This window comes from Tenacibaculum sp. E3R01 (assembly GCF_003318185.1).
Classification (GTDB): domain Bacteria; phylum Bacteroidota; class Bacteroidia; order Flavobacteriales; family Flavobacteriaceae; genus Polaribacter; species Polaribacter halocynthiae.
Genome location: NZ_QOCC01000004.1, coordinates 1 through 23,093, shown reverse-complemented (window position 1 = coordinate 23,093; position 23,093 = coordinate 1). Strand labels below are relative to the sequence as shown.

General features: G+C 28.9%; 6 protein-coding genes and 1 pseudogene. All 7 read left to right on the top strand.

Annotation, left to right across the window (positions count from 1 at the left end):
- Positions 1–9,526, top strand: a 9,526-nt coding sequence (locus DS884_RS00050; protein WP_147239340.1) for a non-ribosomal peptide synthetase, incomplete at its 5' end; no start/stop codon positions are given.
- 219 nt (positions 9,527–9,745) lie between these two features.
- Positions 9,746–16,306 carry a non-ribosomal peptide synthetase gene (locus DS884_RS00045; protein WP_113785300.1) on the top strand — a complete coding sequence of 2,187 codons (6,561 nt, stop codon included), beginning with the start codon at positions 9,746–9,748 and terminating at the stop codon, positions 16,304–16,306.
- A 202-nt stretch (positions 16,307–16,508) separates the two neighbouring features.
- Positions 16,509–19,832, top strand: a complete 3,324-nt coding sequence (locus DS884_RS00040; protein WP_113785299.1) for a non-ribosomal peptide synthetase — start codon at positions 16,509–16,511, stop codon at positions 19,830–19,832.
- A gap of 80 nt (positions 19,833–19,912) precedes the next feature.
- On the top strand, positions 19,913–20,650 hold the full coding sequence (locus DS884_RS00035; protein WP_113785298.1) for a thioesterase II family protein: 738 nt from the start codon (positions 19,913–19,915) through the stop codon (positions 20,648–20,650).
- Positions 20,651–21,012: 362 nt separating this feature from the next.
- Positions 21,013–22,554: an amino acid adenylation domain-containing protein gene (locus DS884_RS00030; RefSeq protein ID WP_113785297.1), complete on the top strand. Its 1,542-nt coding sequence runs from the start codon at positions 21,013–21,015 to the stop codon at positions 22,552–22,554.
- An 11-nt stretch (positions 22,555–22,565) separates the two neighbouring features.
- On the top strand, positions 22,566–22,820 hold the full coding sequence (locus DS884_RS00025; protein ID WP_093870215.1) for an acyl carrier protein: 255 nt from the start codon (positions 22,566–22,568) through the stop codon (positions 22,818–22,820).
- Positions 22,820–23,093: pseudogene (locus tag DS884_RS00020) on the top strand (hypothetical protein); the annotation flags it as partial. The gene DS884_RS00025 and the pseudogene DS884_RS00020, both read left to right, overlap by 1 nt.

Genomic DNA, 23,093 nt, shown 5'->3' with positions numbered 1-23,093 from the left:
TTTTTTTAATTGTGGAGGAGACTCTCTTAGGATGGTTTTTTTAGTTAATAAAATAAATAAGGAGTTTTCTGTTGTTATTTCTCCAAGAGATATTATTGAAAATCCTAGTATAGCAACTATTCAAAATCTTATTTCAAAGTCTTTAAAAATAGATCATATATCAATTCCTGTAGCTGAAAATAAACCATATTATCCTTTATCTTCTTCTCAAAAAAGAATGTATTATTTATATGAATACAATAAAGATACTATAGAATATAATGTACCTATGGTTGCCATTTTAAAGGGAACTTTAGATACAGAGAAATTGAGATTAGCTTTCGAGCAATTAATTAAACGACATGAAAGTTTACGAACTGTATTTGAGTTTAATGAAGGAGAATTAGTACAACGAATTTTATCAGATGTGCAATTCTCTATCTCTACTATAGAAAAAATAAAAAGTGTATATGAACTTTTAGACTGTTTTGTAAAACCTTTTAATTTAAATGAGTCTCCTTTATTTAGAATAGGATTAACATCTATTTCTGATGAAGAACACATTCTTATTATGGATACTCATCATATTATTTCTGATGGAATTACAAATTCTATACTAGCAAAAGAACTTTTCTTATTATATAGTCAAGAAGATTTACCTGAGCTTAGAATTCAATACAAAGACTTTGCGGTTTGGGAAGAAGGAGAAGAATATCAAAAGGAAGTAACTAAACATAAGAAATACTGGTTGAATAGGTTTTCTAAAGAAACTACAACGCTTGAATTACCTTATGACTATCCGAGACCTAAAAAATTCAATATAGAAGGTAAAAACCATGCAGTAGAACTGAACAATAATTATGTTGAAGGTTTGAAAAATATTTCTAAATCTGAAGGAGTTACTATATATACAGTGTTTTTAACTTTTTTCAATATACTATTATATAAATTAACAAATCAAAAGGATATAGTAATTGGTACTGCGGTTTCAGGAAGATCTCATGTTGATTTAGAAGATATAACAGGTTTTTTTGTAAACACATTAGCTTCAAGAAATAATATTGAAGGTAATTTCACTTTCAGAGATTTTTTATTGCAAACACAAAAGAATAATCTAGCAGACTTAGAGCATCAATTGTATCCTTATGAAAATTTAGTAGAAACGTTAAATATAGAAAGAGTCTCAGGTAGAAACCCTTTATTTGATGTAATATTAGGTTATCAACCAATCAATGATGTTTCATTACCTGAAAATTCAGAATTAGAAGTAGAACTGTTTGAGGATTTATTTTTTCAGGCAAAGTTTGATCTTTTATTTACAATATTAGATTTTAATAACAGATTTAAGTTAAATATAACCTATAGAGATGAGTTATTTAAATCAGAGACGATTACTCGTTTCATGTCTTATTTTTTAAATATTATAGATCAAGTATTGTTAGATAGTTCTGTTTTAATTAAGGATATAAATGTTTTATCACAAGAAGAAGTTGATCAACGATTGATTAGTTTTGATAAAACTGAGGTAGAATATGAAAGAGATGAAACTATTATAGAACTTTTTTTAACTCAAGTTAAAAATTATCCTAATAAAGTAGCATTAGTTTTTGAAGATGAAAAGATAACTTATAAAGAACTGGATGAACGCTCTAATAAGTTAGCGAGATATATCAATAAAGTTAATGTAAATAAGTCTTCATTAATTGGTCTTTGTTTAGATCGATCTACCGAAATGATTATTGGAATTTTGGCTATTTTAAAAACTGGAAGAGGTTATGTACCAATTGATACTTCATATTCGACCAACAAAATAATTAACGTGGTAGAAGATGCTAATTTGAATATTATACTTACTAATAAAGGGGAACTTAACTCTTTCGAAAATATAAATATAATCTTTTTAGATACTGAAAAAGATGAAATTAATATGCAATCTAGTGATACCGTTTTTCAAGAGGTTGGATTGATTGATATGGCTTGTGTTATTTATAAACCTGAAAATTTAGGCAACCTAAAAGGAGTGAAAGTAAATCATCAAAATGTGGTGAATCTTGTACAGGAAAAAGGAGCAACTAAAGTATTAACAGACGATCGTGTACTTCAGTGGTCAAATATAGCTTTTGAGGGTTCTATATTCGATATATTCAGTAGTTTACTTAATGGGGCTACACTATATTTAATTAATCAAAAAATTACTAGAGATATAGAAAAGCTTTCAGGTGTAATAAAAGATAATAAAATATCTGTAGCTTTTTTTACTACAGCGATTTTCAATGTTTTTGTAGATTCTAAAATAGAAGGGTTATTGACATTACGTAAATTGCTTTTTGGAGGAGAAAAGGCTTCTTTGAAGCATGTTCAAAAAGCATATGATATTTTAGGTTCTGGGAAGCTAATAAATTGTTATGGCTCTGTTGAAACTACGATTCATGCAACATATTATAATGTAGATGAAAGACCAGTTAGTAATGTGTTAATAGGTAAATCAGAAACGAATACTAAAACGTATGTGTTGAACTCAGATATGGGGTTAAGTGGTGTCGGTATTGTTGGTGAACTTTATATAGCTGGAGATAGTTTAAGTTTAGGTTACCTTAACGATAAAGAGAAGACAAGCATTAGCTTTGTAGAAAACCCATTTGAACCTGAATCATATATTTATAAGACAGGAGATCTGGTAAAGAGATTATCCAATGGTGGTTTAGAGTTTGTAGAAAGAAGAGGTAATCAGTTAAAATTACGAGGGCATATAATAGGGCTTTCAAATATTAAGTTTCATCTAAATACCCATAGTAAAATACTTAACAGTATTGTTTTGGTAAAAGAAACAAATGGAGTAAAAGAGTTAATAGCATATTATCAATCTGAAGAGCCAATAACGGTTTTAGATCTAAGTGAGTACTTACTTTCACTTCTACCAGATTATATGGTACCGTCTCATTATGTGTTTACAAAAGTATTTCCCCTAACATCTAATGGTAAAATTGACCATACAGCACTTCTAGATCTAGAAATTAATGAGAAAAAAGAAAAGAAAGAAATAAGAAGTAAAACAGAAAATAAACTGATTGAAATTTGGGCAGAAGTACTAAATTTAAGTTCAGAAACAATAGGTGTAAATAGTAACTTTTTTGAATTAGGAGGAGCTTCTCTTAAGATGATTTTTTTAATTAATAATATTAAAAATGAGTTTGGGGTGGACGTTCCATTAAAAGAAATATTAGTAAACCCTACTATTAAACAGATATGTAAGTTAATTAAAGAATCAGAGACAGTTAATTATTCGTCTATAACTCCTGTAAATAATAGAGAGTACTATCCTTTATCATCAACTCAAAAAAGAATGTTTTATGAGTATGAATATGATAAAGAATCGATAGCTTATAACGCTCCTGTTTTTCTCACTGTTAAAGGTTTTTTGGATGTTCATAAACTAGAAGGTGCTTTCACAAAACTAATTGAACGACATGAAAGTTTACGAACTGTATTTGATTTTGTTAAAGGAGATTTAAAACAAAAGGTACTTCAAGATTTTATGTTCTCTATTGATGTTTTTCAAAAGAGTGAAAATCCGAATAAAGTAATAAAGAATTTTATAAAACCATTTGATTTAAGTAAGTTACCTTTAATTCGAGTAGGTGTAATTAAAGTAGAAGAAAATGAAAATATTCTTGTAATTGATTGTCACCATATCATATCTGATGGAGTTTCAACAGGTATATTACTAAATGATTTGATAAATATATATGAAGGTAAAGAGTTAGCAGAACCAAAAATTCAATATAGAGATTATGTGATTTGGCAGTTATCGGATGATAGGCAAGAGATTCTAGATAAGAATAAAGAGTATTGGATTAATCAATTTGATGAATGGCCAGCTTCTCTTGAGTTACCAATTGATTATACCAAAGCTGAAGACACGAAAAAAGCAGGGAGACAAGTTCAATTATTTTTAGATAGTGAAAAAACGAAAAAATTAGAGAATTTAGCGAAAGAAGAGAATACAACTTTATTTATTGTATTGCTTACTGTTTATAATTTATTTTTAACTAAACTTAGTAATCAGGAAGAAATTGTAATAGGGTCTTCAGTTTCAGGAAGATCACATGTGGACTTAAATGGTGTTATAGGTGCCTTTATAAATTTATTGATTCTTAAAAATTATCCGAAGGGAGAAAAATCTTTTATAGGTTTTTTAAAGGAAGTAAGCCAAAAAACGATTGAAGCTTATGAACATCAAGAATATGCTTATGAAGATTTAGTTATGGCTTTAAAAAACAAAAGAGCAGATAGAAACTCTTTGTTTAATGTGATGTTTGAGTATGTGAAATCTTCTGAAATAGATGTTTTTAGTGATGTTGTATCTGTAGAAAAGTACAATTATGATTATGACGTAACTAAGTTCGATTTCACACTTAGAGTATTTGAATTGGAGGATGGTTTGGAAATAACTTTTGAGTATAATACTGCTCTTTTCAAGGAAACTAGTATTGAGAGATTTAAAAAATATTTTGAAAAATTAATAGATGAAGCACTTTTAAACCCAAAGGCTAAGATTGAGAATATTACTATGCTTCCGAATGCTGAAGTAGATATGTTAACGAATACTTTTAATGATACGAAATTGTCTTTTGATACGAAAAGTAGTTTAGTTACAATACTTGAGGAAAATGTAGATTCTCACCCTAATCGTGTAGCAATTTCTTATCAAGGAGAAACATTAACATATAAAGAATTAGATGATAAATCAAATAGAGTAGCCAATTATTTAATGTCTGGAGGGGTAGCACCAAATGTGGTAGGATTACTTATTGATCGTTCTATAGATATGATTGTTGGTATGTGGGGAGCATTAAAAATAGGAGCTGGATATTTACCCTTAGATCCTAACCTTCCAGAGGAGCGTATACGTTATATGCTAAATCAGAGTAGAGCAACTTTTTTACTTACGCATGAAGAGCATTTAGAAGCTTATTCTGCTTATTTACCAGTACAATCTATTGATTCATTAGAGATATTTTCTCAAAGTGTTGAAAAAGTTGATTTTAATACAGAATCTTCGGATCTAGCCTATTGTATTTTTACTTCAGGTTCTACTGGGAAGCCTAAGGGGGTAATGATAAGTCATAGTAATGTAATTAATTTAGTAAGAGGCCTTGAAGAAAGAGTATATAAACCTTATCAGGATAAAGTATTAAGAGTAGCATTATTGGCATCTTATGCTTTTGATGCTTCTGTTCAACAAATTTTTGGAGCATTATTACAGGGGCATAGTCTTTATATAACGAGTGATGAAATAAGAAAAGATGGTGCTAAATTATTAGAGTTTTATAATAAAAATAAGATAGAAGTGACTGATGGAACACCAACGCATTTAAGATTGTTGGTAGATTCTTTGGAAAAGGATTCTAAGTTAGAAACTTTATCAAGCTGGTTGATAGCAGGAGAAACTTTATCAAAAGAGTTAGTAAGTAAATTTTATGCGAATTTAGGAGAACAAACTCAATTATATAATTTTTATGGGCCTACTGAAACTTGTGTTGATTCAACCTCATATAAAATTAACCCAAAAGAAATTGATAATTTAGTAAGTATTCCTATAGGAAAACCATTACCAAACGAACGTGTTTATGTTACTGACAATACAGGAAATATAGTTCCTGTTGGGGTGATGGGAGAACTTTGTATTGCAGGAGATGGATTAGCCCAAAGATATGTTGGAGATCAATTTCTTACAACAGAAAAGTTTAATACTGAATGGATATCTCAAGAGAATAGAGTGTATAGAACTGGTGACATAGTTAGGTGGTTACCTGATGGAAATTTAGAATTCCATGGGAGAAAAGATAATCAAGTTAAAGTAAGAGGGTATCGAATAGAGTTAGGAGAAATTGAAAAACAATTGAATGCACATTCAGAAATAAAGCATTCTGTAGTACTGGTTAAAGTATCTAAAGGAGAAAAACATATCGTTGCTTATTATCAGGCATCTGATAAAATGAAAATTTCTGAATTAAGGGAGTACTTGGGTAAATTTTTACCTGACTACATGATACCTAGCTATTATGTATATATAGAAGAATTTGGGCTTACAATAAATGGTAAGGTAGATTCTAGAGCTTTACCGGATTATAAAATTATACAAGATGATCAAAATATTATTGCCCCATCTAATAATATAGAACGAAGATTAGTATCGATTTATGCAGAAATACTTAGTCTTGATTCTAACATGGTTGGTAGAAATAGTAATTTTATTGAGTTGGGAGGACATTCTCTAAAAATGGTATTCTTATCAAATACTATTAAAAAGGATTTTTCAGTAAAAATTTCCTTAAAACAAATTATAGAAAACCCTACTATAAATAGATTAAGTAATTTAATATCTCAATCGGTAACCGTTAATCATTCTCAAATTCCAGTTTTTGAGTCTATGGAGTATTACCCATTATCCTCTTCTCAAAAGCGAATGTATTTTGCATATGAGTATAATAAAGAATCACTATCTTATAATGTTCCTACGGCAATTAAATTGAAAGGGGAATTAAATAAAGAAAGATTAGAAGAGTCTTTTGTTAAACTAATTAAACGTCATGATAGCTTAAGAACTGAATTTGTAACTATAGATGGTGAACTTTCTCAGCGAATTTTATCAGAAGCTAATTTTTCAATAAACTATTTAAATTATGAAGAAGATCTTGAAAGTATAGTTAAAGACTTTACGAAGCCTTTTGATTTAGGTATGGGACCAATATTTAGAGTAGGGATTGTTAGAGTAACTAACCAAGAACACTTATTAGTTATAGATTCTCATCATATTATTTCAGATGAAGTAACAATTAAGATCCTTTTAAAGGACCTTTTCTCTATTTATAATGGAGATAAACTTCCAGAACTTCGAATACAATATAAAGATTTTGTAATGTGGCAAAATCAAGATCAACAGCAGGAAGAAATTAGACAACATAAAAAGTATTGGTTAGATAAGTTTTCTAAAGAAGTACCAACTTTAGAATTACCTTATGATTATCCTAGAACATTTAAGAATACGGATGATGGAGGGAATTTATTAATTAAAATAGATGATAATAGAGTTGGACAATTAAAGAAGATAGCGCAGGAAGAAGGGTTAACATTGTATAATTTATTTTTATCAATGTATAATATTCTATTGTATAAATTATCCAATCAAAAAGATATAGTTATAGGTACTCCAGTTGCAGGAAGACCCCATCATGATTTGGAAAGTATAACTGGTGTTTTCATTAATACATTACCAATTAGAAATCAATTTAAGGGAGATATAACTTTTAAAGAGTTTGTTAAACAAGTTCAAAAAAGTAGTATTGCAGATCTTGATCATCAGTTATGTCCTTATGAAGATTTGGTAAATGAGCTTAATATAGAAAGAAGCTTAAATAGAAATCCATTATTTGATGTATGCTTTAACTTCATAAAGGAAGATTTAGGTATTATGAGTTTTTCAGGCCTTAATGTTGAACTTTATGATATAGAATATAATCAATCAAAGTTTGACCTTAACATGATAGTAGTTCAAAGAGAAGAAGATAGTTATATTCTTGTAGAGTATGCAAAACAGCTTTTTAAAGAGAGTACTATTGAAAGATTTATGAGTTATTTTGATAAAATAATGGAAACAGTTTGCGAAAATAAGACTGTGAAAATTGCAGATATTGAAATACTAGAAGAAAAAGAAAATCAATTATTAAATTCATTTAGTCCTATGGTTAATTCAAGTAAAGAAAACGATACAATAGTAAAAGTTTTTGAAAACCAAGTAAATAAAACTCCATTGGCAATAGCAATTAGGTATGGAGAAAAATCATATAATTATCAAGATTTAAATAAGAAAGCAAATCAATTAGCAAGAAGTTTACAACAAAATTTTGGAATTAGTAAAGGAGAAGTTGTAGGAGTTTTGTTTCCTAAGTCAGATGAAGCTATTGTATCTATTTTAGCAGTACTTAAATTAGGAGCCGCATATTTACCAATAGATACTAAATATCCATTAGAAAGAATAAATTATATTATTGAAAATAGTGGTTTAAGAGTTTTAATAAGCAACACTAAGGTTTTAGATAAAAAAGTGGTTGCAGATTGTGTTGTAAACTATGACTCATTAAATTATATAAATGAAGAACTAACTAATCTTAACACGAATATTATTTCTAATGATTTGGCTTATGTGATTTATACATCTGGTTCTACAGGAAAGCCAAAAGGGGTTATGATTGAACATGGAAGTAATGTAAACATGTCAACAGATATAGTAAAGCAGTTGAATGTAAATGATAGAGATACTATTTTGTGGTTTGCCTCAATAGCCTTTGATGCGTCTGTATATGAAATTATGATGGCATTATACAGTGGAGCTACATTAGTAATACCTGAAGATAAAGATATAAATGATATTACACGTTTTTGTAAGTTAGCTTCTGAAACTAATACTACAATTGTTACATTACCTCCAAGTTATTTAGAAACATTACCTCTTGATGAGTTAGATACATTGAGAATAATTACCACAGCTGGAGAAGCTGCAAATCCTAAAAAAGCAATTGAAGTTATTAAAACAGGGATTAGATATTTTAATGCTTATGGACCAACTGAATGTGCTGTTTGTACTTCAATTTATGAAGTGTTTAGAGGAGATGCAGGTTTAACTAACATCCCAATAGGGAAACCTATTGCAAATACTGAAATGGTTATTCTAGATAATGACTTAAAGCAAGTTCCTATAGGAGTAAAAGGTACGATATACATAGCAGGTAAGGGAGTAGCAAGAGGATATGTTAATAATGCCGAATTAACAAGTAAAAGCTTTGTTACTATTTCTTATAAAGGAATAGAAAAAAGATTTTATAATTCAGGAGATATAGGTGAATGGACTGAAAATGGTTTAATAATATTTCATGGAAGAAAAGATAATCAAGTTAAATTACGAGGTTATCGAATTGAACTTGGAGAAATTGAAGGAACATTATCAACTATAAAAGGAATTCGAAATAACCATGTTATTGTAAAAGATATAGAAGGGAATAAGGAATTAGTTGCTTTTTATATTGCTGAAGTGGGAATAAATGAGACCAAAATAGAAGATGAATTATTAAAATTAATTCCAGAGTATATGATTCCAAAATCTTGGGTGAAATTAGATGAGTTTCCTCTTACAATTAATGGTAAGATAGATACTAAGAAACTTCTTCAGTTAGAAATAAAGAGTGTATATGATTATGTTGCTCCATCTAATAATATTGAGAGGAAACTAACTGAAATTTGGGCTAAAACATTGAACATTGATGTGACTAAAGTTAGTGTATTAGATGATTTTTTTGATTATGGAGGAAATTCACTTCTAGCGATACAATTACTTACTGCAATTAATAAAAATTATGGAATTCAACTTGAATTGCAAGAAGTATTTAAGTTGAAAACTATACGAGGTTTATCAGAATTAATTGATCTTGAGGTATGGGTTAACGATGATGAGAAAAAGGATGTTGAATATAGCGAAACAGTTATATAATATTTGATAAAATGTCAAAGGTCATTTTACGTTCAAATTTTCTTATATATCAAATTAAAATGACCTATTTGACTTACTGCTAGTCTTCTGTTATAGAAGCTTCATAAAAGTTTACTTACAAATAAAAACATGACTACTCTTAATCTATTTGATATAGGAGTTGTTAAGGCTTTCTTGTTTTCAAACGAGATGGTTTTTACTATAAAATAATATTCAAAAATGGAAAATTTACTATTAGAAATAAAAAAATCTGGTATTCGTATCAACGTTAATGAAGAAAATTTAAAGTTGAAAATTCCAAAAGGCTTTAATAATGATTCTTTATTAGAAAATATCAAGAATAATAAGTTAAAGTTGATTGATTATGTAGAAAAGAGTAAAAGGAAAAATAATATTTTTAAGGAAATTCCAAAGGTTAATAGTAAATCTTCAAAATTAACACCATCTCAATTGAAAATGTTTTTAGCTGAGGAGGTAACAAAGGGTACCAACGTATATAATACTCCTTTTGCTTATGAACTGAAAGGAGCGTTAGATATAAAACAATTTGAAAAAGCTTTTATTGAATTAATTAAAAGACACGAAAGTTTAAGAACGTATTTTGTTTTAGATAATAATCACGAGCCAATTCAGAAAGTTTTAGAAAATTTTGATTTTAAGTTAGATTATTGCTCTTGTACAAAAGAAGAACTTGAAAAAATAAAGGAAAGTTTCTCATATCCTTTTGCTTTGGATAAGGCGCCATTGATAAGAGCAAAGTTATTAGAAATTGATAAAGATTCATTTATTTTATTAGTAGATATCCATCATATTGTTTTCGATAGCATCTCTATGGAGATCTTTATGAAAGAATTATTTTCTTTATATAATAATATAGAGTTACCTAAGCCTAAATTAAATTATATTGATTATGCTACCTGGTTTAATGGAAAAGAGAATAGAGAAAATTTAAATACTCAAAAAGAGTTTTGGGTTAATCAATTACAAGGGTATTCAAATACAGTTATACTGCCTTCAGATTTTAAAAAGAAAAATGAAATGTCATTTGAAGGAGACTGCATGAAATTTAAGATATCAAATAATAGAAAAGAAATCCTTGAAGTACTTGCCAAGAAATATAAGATTTCTTTGTTTACTTTACTTACTAGTCTATATGGTATTTTACAAGCAAAATTAACTGGTGTTGATGATATAGTAGTTGGAACACCTGTAGCAGGAAGAAGGCATTGGAGTGTTGAAAATATTATAGGTATGTTTATGAATACTCTTGGGATTCGTATACTTCCTAAAAATGAATTGAAATTTGATGAATATTTAAAAAATGTTAGTTTAAGTGTTATGCAAAGTTTTGATAATCAAGAGTACCCGTATGAGGAGCTTCTTGAAGATTTGAAAACAAATTATACTAACGAAAAGACTCCATTATTTAATACTCTTATTTCTTTGGTTAATTCTACAAAAAATATAGGAAGTAACATAGGTGAATTTAATATAAAGCCTTTAGAGTTTGATAAAGCTACTTCTAAGTTTGATTTGAGCATGTATTTTGTTGAGGGAAACGACGAAATCAGTTGTGTATTTGAGTACAATACACAATTGTTTAAGAAAAACACTATAAAACAATTTTTTAATTATTTTACAAATATTATAGATCAAGTGTCTATTAACGAGTCAGTTATTTTGGGTGAAATATCTCTTCTTAATCAAAGCTCTAGTAATGAATTAATAAAACTTAATGATTTTACCAATGTGAGCTTTCAAAAAGAAGCGACTTTGGTTGATTTATTTGAGAATCAGGTAGAGAAAATGCCAGATGATATAGCTTTAATATTTGGTGAAAAAACGATGACCTATAACGAGGTAAATCAAAAATCAAATAAAATAGCTAGAATGTTACGTTCAAAGGGAATTGGTCGTAATGATGCTATAGGTGTTTTAATGGAAAAAAACCTAGAAGTAGTAATAAGTATGCTAGGTATTTTGAAAGCTGGAGGAGCTTATGTTCCTATTGATGTTACTTATCCACAAGAAAGAATCGATTATATAGTAGAGAATAGTCAATTAAAATGGACATTAGCTTCTGAAGAGTATTATAGATTAGTTGATAAAACGGATGTAGAAATTATTAATGTTTTAGACTCAAAGCTAATTTTAGATTCTTCAAATTTACCAAAAATGAATCATCCTGAAGATCTTTGTTATATAATTTATACTTCAGGAACTACTGGTAAACCGAAAGGAGTTATGGTAGAGCATAAGAATGTGGTTCGTCTTCTTTTTAATAAAGAGTTTCAATATGACTTTAATAATAAAGACGTGTGGACAATGTTTCATAGTCATTGTTTTGATGTAAGTGTATGGGAAATGTACGGAGCATTACTTTATGGTGGTAAACTGATTATTGTTTCTCAATCAGATGCTCGAGACCCTTCAAAATATTTAGAAATATTACAGAAGCATAAAGTAACCATATTAAATCAAACTCCTACAGCTTTTTATTCATTGAATAATACTTGTGAGAAAAAACAAGTATTATTACCAGATGTACGATATGTTGTTTTTGCAGGAGAAGCATTAACTCCTTCAAAATTGAGTAAATGGAGAGAGCGTCAACCAAAGGCGAAGTTAATTAACATGTACGGAATTACGGAAGTTACTGTACATATGACTTATAAAGAAATTGGAGACCAAGAAATACAAGATAGCATAGGTAATATAGGGAAAGCTTTACCAACAGGGGCTATATACCTTTTAGATAAAAATATGAAGCAGGTACCTGTAGGGGTTATTGGTGAAATTTATGTAGGAGGTCATGGAGTAACCCGTGGTTATATGAATAATAAAGAACTTACAGATTCACGTTTTATAAAAAACCCTTTTAAAGAAGGGGATCGTCTTTATAAATCAGGAGACTTGGCAATACTTTTGTCTAATGGAGAATTGGAATATAAAGGACGAATTGATAGACAAGTTCAATTAAAAGGTTTTAGAGTTGAGTTAAAGGAAATTGAATCTCATTTAGTTCAACATGAATTAATAAAAGATGTAGTTGTAAATATGGCTAAATCTGAAAAAGATGAGCCTTATTTGTGTGCATATTATATAGGACAACAAGAATTACAAGTTACTGAGTTGAGGGCATATTTGGAAACTAGGGTACCACACTACATGATACCATCTTATTATGTTAAAATCGAAGAAATACCATTTACATCAAATAATAAAATTGATTTTTCTAAACTACCAAAGCCAAAAGTTGGAACATCTGAAAAAGCATATTTGGCCCCAACCAATGAAGAAGAAAAAATAATGTGTAAAATTTGGGAAGAATGTTTAGGTGTTGGTCAGATAGGAATGTTAGATAACTTCTTTGCTTTAGGAGGAGATTCTTTAAAAGCAATTGGGTTGATATCAAGAATAAATGAGTCTTTATCATCTTCTTTAATTATTGCTGATATTTATTCAAATCCAACAATCAAGAAATTAGCAAGTATCGTTAGACCTGAAGAAGATTTGAAGTATGAGATTTTGAAAAAAGAAGTAGATGAAGAGCTAAATCTATTCCAAGAAACGTATAAAAAAAATAATCAATTTCAGGATTCTTACGAAGCAGTATATCCAATGAGTGGGATAGAAAAGGGAATGGTATATTATACACTATTAACGAAAGAAGAAAATGCTAATAATATTTTGTATCACGAGCAAAATATATACCCTCTTCTTCTAGATAATTTTAATTTAGATACTTTTGAACGTGCATTAAAATTATTAACTAATAAACATGAGGAGCTGAGAAAAATATATGATTTAAATAATTTAACTCATATTATTTTAAAAGAAATAGAACCAGACTTGAAGTTTATTGATATATGTCATTTAAATACTCAGGAACAAAAGGAATATATTTCGAAAAAATGTGAAGAGGAAAAATTGAAACAAACTGAGCTTTCAATGTCTCTAATCTGGAGAATGCATATTATTAAAGTTCGTGAAGATTATCAATATTTATTATTTGATTTTAACCATTCATTGATGGATGGTTGGAGTTTGGCTGTGTTTTTAAGAGACCTATTTAATACTTACGATTACCTTGTAAACGACTCAGAGTATACTCCAATGCAAATTCGAGGAGGGTATAAAGATCAAATAGCCGCAGAATTAATGGCTTCTAAAAATGAATCGAGTAAAAATTATTGGAAAACAGAATTAGAAGATTATAAACGTTTTGAACTGAAACCTACAGGAAATCCAAGTAAAACAATTACTAATAATTATGATTTAGGTATTGAATTCCGAAAAGAATTAGAAGGAGTTGCAGAAAAATTGAATGTGAGTTTTAAACATTTATGTTATGCAGCATTGATGTTTTCGTTGAAAAGAATGACTTATGAAAATGACTTAACAATTGGAGTTTCTTCAAATACAAGACCTTTAATTATAGATGGAGAAGAACTGGTAGGCTGCTTTTTAAATACAGTCCCATTTAGAATAAAAGTTCCTGAAAATATAACTTGGAAAGAATATATAAACCTTGTAGATGATAAGTTAATAAATTTAACCTATCATGAGCGTATTCCTTTTTATAAGATTTTAGAATATATTGACGAAAAAACCATTGATCAAAATCCTATTTTTGATGTAAAACTGAATTATATTGATTTTAGGCCTTATAATGAGTTTAAAAATAAAGAGGATAATTTTTTAGAAAAAACAATGGCTGATGCCAAAGCTTATGTAAATGAAAATACCCCTTTAAATTTAACGATACTTGCTCAAAATGATATGTTTGCGCTGAATTTGATTTATTCTTCGGCATTTTTAGAAGCAGAAGAGTCAGATAAATTGTTTAGATATCTTAAAAACACTTTAGAGCAGATAGCAAACGATGTTAATGAAAAACAAAAAGGTGATAGTATTCTAGATCAAGAAGAGTATTTGAAATTAACGAATGATTTTAATGATAAAGAAGCTCCTTTTAAAAATAATAAAACAATTCTTGATCTTTTTAATGAACAAGTTAAAGAGTTGCCAGAGAGCCTAGCAGTTACTTTTGAAAATAAAAGTTTAACGTATAAAGAACTAGATGAACTTTCAAATAAATTAGCTCATAGACTTATTGATATGGGAGTTAAGAATGAAACTTTAGTTCCAATAGCTGTAGATAGGTCAATAGAAATGATTGTAGGAATTTTAGGTGTTTTGAAAGCTGGAGGAGCTTATGTTCCAATTGATCCTACATTTGTTCAAAAAAGAATAGATTATATCTTGAGTGATATTAATTCAAAGTTTGTATTAACTCAACGTCAGTATGATAGTAAATTTAACATATCAAAACTTTTCATAGATGACTTATCAACTTATAGTGATTATGATAAGTTGCCTCCAAATATTAAGGTAGATATTACTTCTTTAGCTTATGTTTTTTATACTTCAGGAACAACAGGACAACCGAAAGGGGTAATGAATAGTCATTCTGGAGTTTGTAATAATTTGTTATGGATGAAGAATCATTTTAATATTAATAAAGATGATCATATTCTACAAAAAACTAATTTCTGTTTTGATGTTTCAGTTTGGGAGTTAATACTTCCAATTATTTCTGGAGCAAGAATAGTTTTTGCAAAACCAGAAGGACATAAAGATCCTAAGTACATAGAGAAAGTAATAGCTGAAGAGGAAATAACTTTAGTGATTTTTGTACCTTCAATGTTAACCATTTTCTTAATGGGGATAGAAAAATTTAATGAAGGAAAACTTCGTGGTATTATTACGATAGGAGAAGAGTTAAAATTATCAACAGTACGAGATTGTAAGGCTAAACTGCCAAATGTATTATTGCATAATACTTATGGTCCAACTGAAGCTGCTATTGCTGTTACTTCTATAAACTTAAGTGATTATGCTGCTAATATTGTTCCTATTGGTAAACCTATAGGAAATACGAAGATTTATATAGTGAATAGTCAAAATGAGATACAACCTACAGGGGTTAAAGGTGAATTATTAATTGGTGGTGTTCAAGTAGCAAGAGGATATCTTCATAAACCAGAGTTAACATCTGAAAAATTTATAAAAGACGAGTTTGATCCAAATAGTGAATACAAATTATATAAATCAGGAGATTTCGCTCGATGGCTTCCAGATGGAACAATAGAATTTTTAGGTAGAATAGATAATCAAATAAAACTTAGAGGAAATAGGATAGAGTTAGGAGAAATAGAATTTAATTTATGTAATCACGCTGCCATAGAAACGGCGATTGTATTATTAAGAGAATACAATGGAACTCCGCATATAGTAGCTTATTATCTACCTAATGGAAAAGAATCATTAAATATTGATGGATTAAAAAATTATTTAAAAGAGAGTTTACCAGAATATATGATTCCTACATATTTTGTTGAATTAAATGAATTACCGTTATCATCAAGTGGTAAACTAAACAAATCTTTACTGCCAAACCCAAAAGTTTTAAGATTGGCTTCACATGTAAACCCTTCAAATAAAACAGAAGAATTATTACTGGATATATGGTCGGAGATTTTAAGTCTTGAAAAAGATAAAATTAGTGTAACTACAAGTTTCTTTAACATTGGTGGAAATTCATTAAGCGTAATAACTCTCGTAAACGCTATCTCAAAGATGTTTTCTGTTGATATGTCACTAACTGATGTTTTTGCAAAACAAACGATAAAAAGAATATCCGATTACATAATTACTATTAAACAAGTAGAAATGGAACCTGAAGTTATCGACAAAAATGTAGCGCTGTTACTCTAGTTAACAGTAGGGTTGGTAATTAGTTAAATGCAATTATATAGTTAATACCTTATTGATTTTGTAATTATTGAAATAGTTGCTTTTGAATCATAAGAGCATTGTTGAAGAAATATCAAATGTAGTGCCTTTATAAATTTTATTTCAACCTTAACATAACAGAATTATATAGACAAAATAATAATCGAAAAACTAAGTCGATATCATGAAAATAGACGAATATATTAGTAGCTTAAGAGATAAGAATATTATTGTTTCTTTTTACAATAAGCAAATTGCCGTTAATGCAGAAGACGGAGTTTTAACACCAGAAATAGTATCAGAATTAACTTCTAAAAAACAGGAGCTATTAGGTTTTTTTGGGGCAGTTAAAAAAGGAAAACAGTTTGAACCAATTCCTAAGGCATTAGAGCAAGATTATTACCCATTATCATCTGCACAAAGCCGCATGTATTTTTTATATGAGTTTGAAAAAACAGGAACTAGTTATAATATGCCTAGTTTTTACAGGATTAGTAAAAATCTGGATATCTCTAAGTTAGAAGCTGCTTATAAAGAATTAGTTCGCCGTCATCAGAGTTTATGTACAGTTTTTAAGTTAGTTGATAGTCACCCAGTTCAACAAGTCATAGATTCTAGTTTATTTGAATTGACATACCACCAGTGTTCTGCCTCAGAGGTAGATAGTACTATCGCTGATTTTGTTAGGCCATTTGATTTGTCAAAAGATTTTCCAATTCGTGTATCATTGGTAGATGTAATAGGTCAGGACTATCTTTTGATGAGTGATGTACATCATATTATCAACGATGGTGTTTCTAATGAAATTTTGATGCGTGATTTTTGGTCAATATATAATGAAGATGTTTTACCTGATTTAGGTATTCAATACATAGATTATGCAGTATGGCAGGAAAGTAATACTTATCAAGAGTTAATATCACAACACAAGACGTATTGGTTAGATTGTTATAGAGATGAACTTACTACTTTGGAATTACCTACAGATTATTCTAGACCAGCTAATCCAAGTAATAAAGGAAAAGATTATAAATTAACCTTGTCCAAAAAACAAAGTGATCAGTTAAGATCTGTAGCTGGATCGGAAGGGGTTACAATGTATATTCTATTTTTAGCAATATATAATGTGCTTTTAAATAAGTTATCGAACCAGACCGATATTGTAGTAGGTACTCCTACAGTTGGACGTCATCATGCTGATTTGGAAGGTTTAGTTGGTATGTTTGTGAACACTTTAGCTTTACGCAATAAAGCAGATTCAAATCTTAGTTTCAGAGATTTTTTAGCTAATGTTAAACAAAATACTTTAAAAGCTTTTGATAACCAGTTGTATCAGTATGAAGAATTGGTAGACACTTTAGAAATACCTAGAGGTACAGGTCATAATCCATTATTTGATGTTTTCTTTTCTTATGTAAATCGTATAGGAAATGTTGATATTAATAACAGTTTGGATATTACTATTGAACCTCATGGAGTAGCCTATACGAGTGCAAAGTTTGATTTGAGTTTTGAGGTTATAGATGCTGATCAGATTAGCTTCATATTTAATTATAGAACAGACTTATTTAATACTACTAGTATAGAACGTTTTTCAGGTTCTTTATTAAGAATTATTGATGAGGTTTTAGAAAATAAGACGCAATTATTAAGTGAAATTAATATTTTATCGGATTCAGAAAGAACTCAATTATTAGTGGATTTCAATAGTACATCTGTTGATTATGATTTTGATAAGACTGTATTGGATATGATTAAGAATCAGGCTGTCACAAGACCAAATGCAGAAGCTGTTATTTTTGGAAAAGAGATACTTACTTATAAAGAATTGGATTTACGTTCAGATCTTTGGGCTTCTAATTTAATGACTTCAGGAGTAGTAACTGGAGCTGTAGTTGGTTTAATGATGACTCGTTCAAGTGAAATGATCATAGCTATTTTGGCAGTTATGAAGGCAGGAGCTGCATACATGCCAATAAATATTGATTTGCCAGGTTCACGTGCAGTTTATATGATGGAAGAAAGCGGCTGTAGTAGTATTATAGCGAACATAAAAAGGAAGCCAACAGAATTAGAATCTTATTCATGGATAAGTGTTGAAGAATTAGATAATGAATTCAATAATAAAAAGAAATTACCTATTGTAAAGTCTGATAGCTTAGCTTATATACTTTATACATCTGGCTCTACTGGTAGACCTAAAGGTTGTATGATTTCTCATGTCAATTTATTCAATTATATTTTTTGGAGTAATAATTATTATTTTAAAAATCCAGAAGAAGGAAATTGGGGATTAATGACTTCTATGTCATTCGATTTATCAGTAACAGCAATTTTCACAAGCCTTTCTAGAGGGAAGAAACTATATTTATGTGATGAAGGTAAGAGTGTAGATCAATCACTGTTAGAATGTTTTACTAACCCATCATTAGATACTTTAAAAATAACTCCCACACATGTAAGTGTTCTTAAAGATTTAGATATTTATAACACAAACATAAGTACTGTTATTTGTGGAGGAGAACAATTAAAGAAAACACATATAAAAATCTTAAAAGATTTAAACGAAAATATTAGGATATATAATGAGTATGGTCCTACTGAAACTACAGTTGGTTGTACTGTAGCAGAAATAAGAATGGATGATAATAAAATTTCTGTAGGAAGTCCTGTTGCTAATACAAGATTATATATTCTTGATTCTAATCAGAAAGTATTACCCATAGGAGTGGTCGGGGAAATTTATATTGGAGGAAAAGGAGTCTCAAAAGGATATATTGGAAATTCATTGTTAACTACAGAAAGGTTTGTGTCAATTGATAATTCAATTTGCTACAAAACAGGTGATTTTGCACGTTGGTTGCCTAACGGTACTATAGAGTATTTAGGAAGAATAGATGATCAAATAAAACTTAGAGGATATAGAATTGAGTTAGGAGAAATAGAAAACAGATTAATAGAATATTCAGAAATTAGTTCAGCAGTTATTATTAACAAACAATTTAATAATGATGATTGTTTAGTGGGGTATTATATTTCAGAAGGAAATAGTCAAATTAAAATAGAGGAATTAAAAAAGCATTTATTGCAAACTTTACCAGCTTATATGATTCCTTCTTATTTTATTGAGATTGTTGAAATTCCGTTAACTCCTAATGGTAAATTGGATACATCTTCTTTACCTGAACCAGAAATATTAAGGTTAGCATCTCATGTTGATCCTTCTAATGAAACAGAAGAAAAGTTACTAACTATTTGGTCAGATATATTAAAGGTAGAAAAAGAAAAAATTAGTGTAACGACAAGCTTTTTTAATATTGGGGGAAATTCTTTAAAAACTATTACACTGTCTAATTATATCTCAAAAATATTTTCAGTTGAAATTTCAATAACTGCACTTTTCAATAAACAAACTATAAAGTCAATAGCAGATTATATTATCACGGTTTATCAACTTGATAATGAAACAGAAAATGAGAGTGAAGAAAAGGTAGAAATATTATTATAATAATTGTGAAAAATTGTACGGGATAACAATTTATGTCTCTAACAACAAGAACGTGGAATAATCAGATTAAAACTTAAAACATGAAAAAACAGATAAAACTATTCTGCTTACCATATGCTGGTGGATCAGCAAAATCAATTTATAGTAAGTGGAAAGAGAGTTTAGATTCAGCTATTGAATTACATCCAGTAGAGTTAGCTGGTAGAGGACCAAGAATTGGAGAAAGTCTTTATTCAAATGTAGAAGAGGCAGTAGAAGATGTTATTTCTAAGATTAGAAACCAAATTACAGATTGTGATTATGCTATTTTTGGGCATAGTATGGGGTCAATTTTAGCATATAAAGTTATTCAGAGAATAAATGAACTAAAATTACCACCACCAATTCATTCCTTTTTCTCAGGGCGAAGAGCACCTCATTGTCCAAGTAGAAGGCCAAAACCTTTTTCAGATATGAATACATTAGAGCTTGAAAAAGAAATAAAGGAATTAGGAGGTACTCCTCCAGAGTTTTTTGAGTATCCAGAATTAAAAAATATTTTTATGCCTATTATTAAAAGTGATTTTAAAATTGCAGATACTTTTGTTGAATCATCAGATATAGTAATGTTTAATCATGAGATATCGGTTTTTGTGGGTAAAGAAGAGGACGTAACTAATATAGAAGCTGGTGAATGGATGCAACATACAAGAAAAAAATGTTCAGTTGAATATTTTGAAGGAGGACACTTTTTTTTATTAGAAGAGGAAGAAGGTCATAGAGTTATTGATACTATCAATAGCTGCTTAATAAATAAACATCAATATATAAGTATGTAATGATTCGTAAAAACTTTTTAATAAGAGAAAGTTAAATCATACATAAAAGTCCATACTATTGATAAAAACTATTTTAAGTTTTTAGGCCACTAATACTTCAGGGTCATGTTTTTAATAGGAACAATGTTCTTAATAATAGCACTTAGATTAAGAAATAAGCCATTTCATATTGTCCAGAAAATTTAGAAATAAATACTGGAGAAAATATGAGAGATATCGTATAAGTGTTTTTCTTAAGTATCACACTAGATAGTATTTGTATTAAGGAATCTCTGTTCAAAGGTTTTAAACACTAATGCTATGTTTAAATTGAAACTTAAATCCATTATAGATAATATAACTAACAGTAAATTTTAAAAATTATGCAATATTCTTTTAACTCAAATAGAAGACTTGAAGAGCATTTCAAAGTAAATGCAAAAAAGTTTCCCAAAAAAGTTGCAATTTCATGTAAAGGTGTTGATTTAACTTATGAAGAGTTGGATCAAAAATCAGATTTGATAGCCAATTTGGTAATGAAGAATCTAAAGGAAGACACTCAATATGTGGGCTTGTTAATGAATAGAGGCTTGGAAATGGTAATCTCTATTTTAGGTATTCTTAAAGCAGGAGTAGCTTATATCCCTATCGATCCAGTAAATAACCCAACAGAAAGAATTAAACTTTGTTTATCAGAAGTAAATTTAAATCTATTAATTACAGATAGAGTAATAGATATAAAGAATGTAAAAACTTTACTTGTAGAAAAAGATATTCTTAATGAGCAAATTGAATTATCTAGACAGGAAATTATTCCTGTTAAAAAATCGGAAATTGCTTATGCTATTTTTACTTCAGGAACTACTGGAATTCCTAAAGCTGTTCCAATAATACATGAAAATGTATTGAATATGTTTCATAATTCACAAGAAATTTTTGAGTTTTCTAAAGATGATGTATGGGCTTTATTTCATTCAATAGCTTTTGATTTTTCAGTGTGGGAAATTTGGGGAACATTACTTTATGGGGCAAAGTTAGAAATTGTACCGTTTGCAGTAGCTAAAAATACAGCACGCTTTCGCCGTTTCCTAATGGAAAAAAAGATATCAGTTTTAAATCAGACAACAGGTGCTTTTTATAGTTTAATAAAAGCAGATCAAAATAAAGAAACTAAAATTGATTCTTTAAGGTGTTTGATTTTTGGAGGTGAGAAACTTGATGTTCATTTACTAAAACCATGGGTTGATAGGTATTCTTCTACAGCTTCAAAACTAATTACGGTATATGGTACAACAGAGACTACAATTTTTACAACTTTTAAATATATAGGTCATAACGATATTATAGATAATAAATTAAGTCCAATAGGAGAGCCTATTCCAGGGTCGGATATTATTTTAGTTGGAAAAGGAAACGAAATAGCTACTGAAGGTGAAATATACATATCAGGAGAAAGATTATCAGAAGGTTATTTGAATAGAACGGAATTAAATGAAACTAAATTTATTTCAAAAACCATATTAGGTGAAACTGTTAAGTATTACAGAACAGGTGATTTAGCTTTTGAAAAGAATGGAGAGTATTATTTTCTTGGAAGAGTTGATAGTCAAGTGAAGTTTAATGGGTATAGAATTGAACTTGAGGGAATTGAAAGTGTTGTTATGTCACACCCTAAGGTTATGAGGTCAATAGTTTCGGTAGATAAGACCTTATCACATCCAAGATTAATAAGTTTTCTAGAACCAATAGATAATCTTTCTATAGAGGATGAGGATAATATTATTGATGAGGTTAAGAGTTTGGTAGAGAGTTTATTGCCGTTTTATATGGTTCCTTCCGAGTTTATGTTTATTGATAAAATTCCATTAACAGTTAATGGCAAAATTGACCATAAAGAATTATCAGAATTAAGTAAAACCTATTAAATAAATAAAAAATGAAATCAGAAGAATTATCAGTAAAGAGTCACAAACTGTGGAGTGATATATTAAGTAATGAAAAAATCAATAGAGAAGAAGATTTCTTTGATCAAGGAGGAACATCATTGTCTTTAATAGAATTAATATCTAAGACCAAAGAGCATTTCTCTGTTTCTTTAAAAGCAAGTGACTTCGAAGAAGGATTATCCCTTGAAATTTATGAAGGACTTATATTAAAATCAATGAATAAAGAACCACAAAAAGTAGTATAATGAATAGTATAGAAGCACCAACAAGAGAATTTAAGTTTAGTAAAAAAGAATTAGAAGAATTCAGAAAGAATGGATATGCAGGACCATTTACCTTGTATGATTCAGAAGATATGAATGAAATAACAAAAAAACTTAGATATAGTTTATTAGATCGTTCAAATAGTGTGTATGAATTCAACGAGGATATTAACGAGATAAATGATAGAGCAAATTATGATCGTCATTTAGATGTTCCTTTTTTAATGGATCACATAAAACAACCTAAGATTGTAG